Genomic DNA, 3,198 nt, shown 5'->3' on the forward strand with positions numbered 1-3,198 from the left:
CCAGTCGTGCCAGTTCGCACCACCGAACTCAAGAACGTCGCGCGAATCGTAATGCGCTTTGTCATCGCACCTCTCGTGCGTCAGGTACAAGGCCATGCTCGCCTTGCTCTTCGCATACTTGATTGAGTGTGTGTGAAGGAACGCGAAGTCCTCTTTCACCGTTGCGTAATCAACTGGTTGCGGATATTCGGCCAAGAAGTGGTAATGCGGCTCCTTTTTCTTGCCCTCGATGTGGTCTGGATTCCTTCGCTCGTCTGCCGCCGTCCATACGTCTCTATCGTGCAGCGGCGAAACCAGAAACGACAGCCCGAGTTCATCGCATTCATCTCGCCAGCCGTCCTCAGCGGTGTCAGGGTAGAAGATTCCCATCCAAACTTTGTGGCGCTTGCCAGCACCACGGTTTTCTTTCTCCCACTTGCGTTGCGCTTCGCGCTGCTTCTCTTTGTCCTTGTATGGCATGATGCTATAATTCTCCTTGCAGAAAGGACTGGTTAAACCGTCTGCTAAAAGCCCCTAAGCCGCCAAGCAAGAGGGGCTTTCTTTTTGCCTTTTTACGCTATGGCCATGAGACCATCGGCGAGGATTCCGCGGGCATACGCGCCCGTCGACTTGCCCTCGGCCTTCGCTTCCTTCTCAAGCGCCCGTTTCATGGCGGCGGGAACCTTGAGGGACAGCGTTACCGTCTCGGGCGCTGCTTTCGGGAGTTTCCCCTCGACGATTTCGCCCACATTCACCCATCCGCTTGGCCACTCGTCGCGTTCGAGAGCGCTTTCCCAATCGGCAATCATCTCATCGGTAACGACCTTGCCGTTCTCGGCAACGATTCCGTTCATGTCTACCTCCATCCCAGCTCACGCTTGAACTTCTTCGTCGGCGGCACCATCGCGTGGAACACGCACCAAACGCCGTCGATATCCATGAATCCAATCAGCTCGGCAAATCTACCGTCGGGAAGCGAGCCGACCGAAATCCAGAGCGGCGGGTCATCCGTGCCGTTTCGCTGACGGCATCTAATCGGGTTCTCCCACGCATACGCAACTTCCTCGCTGGTAAGCCCGTGCTTGAGGGCGTTCCCATGCACTCTGACCACTGCCGTTCTCCTTTCTTTCCTAGTAAGTATACCAGAGAGGTATACTTAATTAAATAGCGTCTCCACCGCGATTACCGTTGCCCCAGATTCGGCCTTGTATGCATTCCAGTAAGATGGGCGAATGTCAGAAAGTGCATGAAATCCGGCTATTAGACAAGAGCCGGATTTCACATCCGGGTTCGGCGGGTATACAGAACCGCCCTCGTTTTCATTCATTGCGTTTCACCGCTCCTGCCCGATCGGTCGCGCTGGGGCTTCGTGCCCGTCAAGCTCCCTGCGGGCACCCCTCATATCCCCGACTTCATCAAGCAGAGACCACTCGCCCATCTCCCTCGACAGCCCTTCCATCTCTACGACCTTCTCCCTGGCACCGTTGACGAGCACCTTCTCCGCTCGTCTGCCGTCACGTGCCGTCATGAAGTCGCGACCCGCCGCGAGCGCGGCCTTGCAGATAGGGTTCTCGGCGAACTCGGCGAGCTTGGCCTTGAAGCTCCCGAGGAAGCCGTGCACCGACAGGCACTCGGCTATCTGCGCCAGCTCGGCCTTGATGCGCTCGAACCTCGCGGCGAAGCCCTCGACCTGCAACCTGCACTCGGCGAGCTGCGCCCGGGTGGATGCAAGCTCCTCCCGTGCCGCTTCGAGCTGCTCGGCCTTCTCGTTCAGCTCGGCCTGAACTCGGCGGCTCTCGGCCTTGTATTCGGCCACGGACTTGTGCCGCCTTGCCGGTTGACCCTCCAAGCGCTTCTCACCCCTAGAAAGGCCGTACAGCGCCCCTACGCGCCCGTAGAACCTGTCCTGCATCGCACCGAGCGCCGCCTTGTCCGGGAAGAACCCCTTCCACGAGAGCTTGCCGTCTTTCAGCGGCACGAAGCCGAAGTGGGCGTGCGGGGTCTCTTCGTCCATATGCACCGTGAAGTGCACCAGATTCGACTCCCCGAACTCCTCGCGGCAGAACCCGAGCGCGTCCTCGAAGAAATCCATTACCTCCTCGGCACTCGCACCCTCGAAGAACTCCGGGCTTGCCGTCACGATGCCCTCGACGAGCCTCACGGCATCCTTGCGCACCTTGCGGGTGCCCTTGTAGCCCGCGTCAATCCTCGACTGAATCTCGCCCTCGTAGTCGGCGTGCGGGCACATCTCGCGGTTCAGCCGGGTTCGGGATTGGTCTATGTCCGGGTTCGTGTGCTTTCCCGGCTCGCGGTCGTTGTGGTACTGCATGGCGCCTATCTCGGCACCCTTGCACTTCTGGACTCGAAGGATTGCGTACTGCTTACCCATCGGCGGCGGCACCTCCCGGCTTTTGGAACAAAAGGGTAACGCACTCCCCTTTTGCCTACGGAAAAGGGGGCGCGCCGACAGTGTAGCACTGTCGGTTCTCCGCGACTTAGGGTCGCTCCGCGCCTACGGCTTGGCGGCTCGCGGCGGCGCTCGCATGGAGGGGTTTCACCCCTCCAAACCACCCTTGAGGGTTCGGGTTCGGGGTTCGGCACCCCCCTGCGAGGGGGTCGCGGAAAGCCCCTCGCAGGCGCATCCCCGAATCTCACTTACTTGAGACGTAGGCAAGGAAAGGGTCGATGGAGCAGAGCGTCCATCGACCCTTGTTCAAGTCTGGTCTATTCGATTGACCGTCGCGTCAATTCCGCAATCCGTGAACGAGGTCTCCGTAGATCCGCTGCGCGGAACTACTCCGCCCCCGTGGTCACGCATTGCTGCATTGACCCGACTACCCTTCCGCAAAAGCATCGCCCTCGTTGTCGCGGCGGCGCTCACGTTCGAGCTTGGCGCACTGCTGGATGCGGTTGCGCCGACGCTCGATGAAGTTTCCGATTGCCCAAGAACACTTGAGGTCGAGGGCGCGGCTCCACGTGTCGTTGTTCTCGTCGCACCAGAGCTGGAACAAGTCGAACTCCGTAACGTTGCGCTCGACGATGAACGCACGCATTTCGAGCATGATGGCGTGCACGTCCTCAAGCTCGCCGCACCAGTCGTGCCAGTTCGCACCACCGAACTCAAGAACGTCGCGCGAATCGTAATGCGCTTTGTCATCGCACCTCTCGTGCGTCAGGTACAAGGCCATGCTCGCCTTGCTCTTCGCATACTTGATTGAG

The 3,198-nt window shown here is 59.7% G+C and carries 5 protein-coding genes; all 5 read right to left on the reverse strand.

The annotated features are described in order from the left end of the window. Positions 1 to 459 (reverse strand): Rep family protein (locus RX395_RS09570; protein ID WP_316367217.1); only part of this gene is annotated, 459 nt, incomplete at its 3' end. 92 nt (positions 460 to 551) lie between these two features. After that, positions 552 to 833 (reverse strand): hypothetical protein, encoded by a 282-nt coding sequence (locus RX395_RS09575; RefSeq protein ID WP_195193394.1) that lies wholly within the window; start codon positions 831 to 833, stop codon positions 552 to 554. Positions 834 to 835: 2 nt separating this feature from the next. Next, positions 836 to 1,090: a hypothetical protein gene (locus tag RX395_RS09580; protein WP_117843712.1), complete on the reverse strand. Its 255-nt coding sequence runs from the start codon at positions 1,088 to 1,090 to the stop codon at positions 836 to 838. 222 nt (positions 1,091 to 1,312) lie between these two features. Then, positions 1,313 to 2,368, reverse strand: a complete 1,056-nt coding sequence (mobV, locus tag RX395_RS09585; protein WP_316367221.1) for a MobV family relaxase — start codon at positions 2,366 to 2,368, stop codon at positions 1,313 to 1,315. A gap of 445 nt (positions 2,369 to 2,813) precedes the next feature. Further along, positions 2,814 to 3,198, reverse strand: a 385-nt coding sequence (locus RX395_RS09590) for a Rep family protein (RefSeq protein WP_316367224.1), incomplete at its 5' end; no start/stop codon positions are given.

The sequence above is a fragment of the Collinsella aerofaciens genome (genome assembly GCF_032584215.1).
In the GTDB taxonomy this organism is placed as follows: Bacteria; Actinomycetota; Coriobacteriia; order Coriobacteriales; family Coriobacteriaceae; genus Collinsella.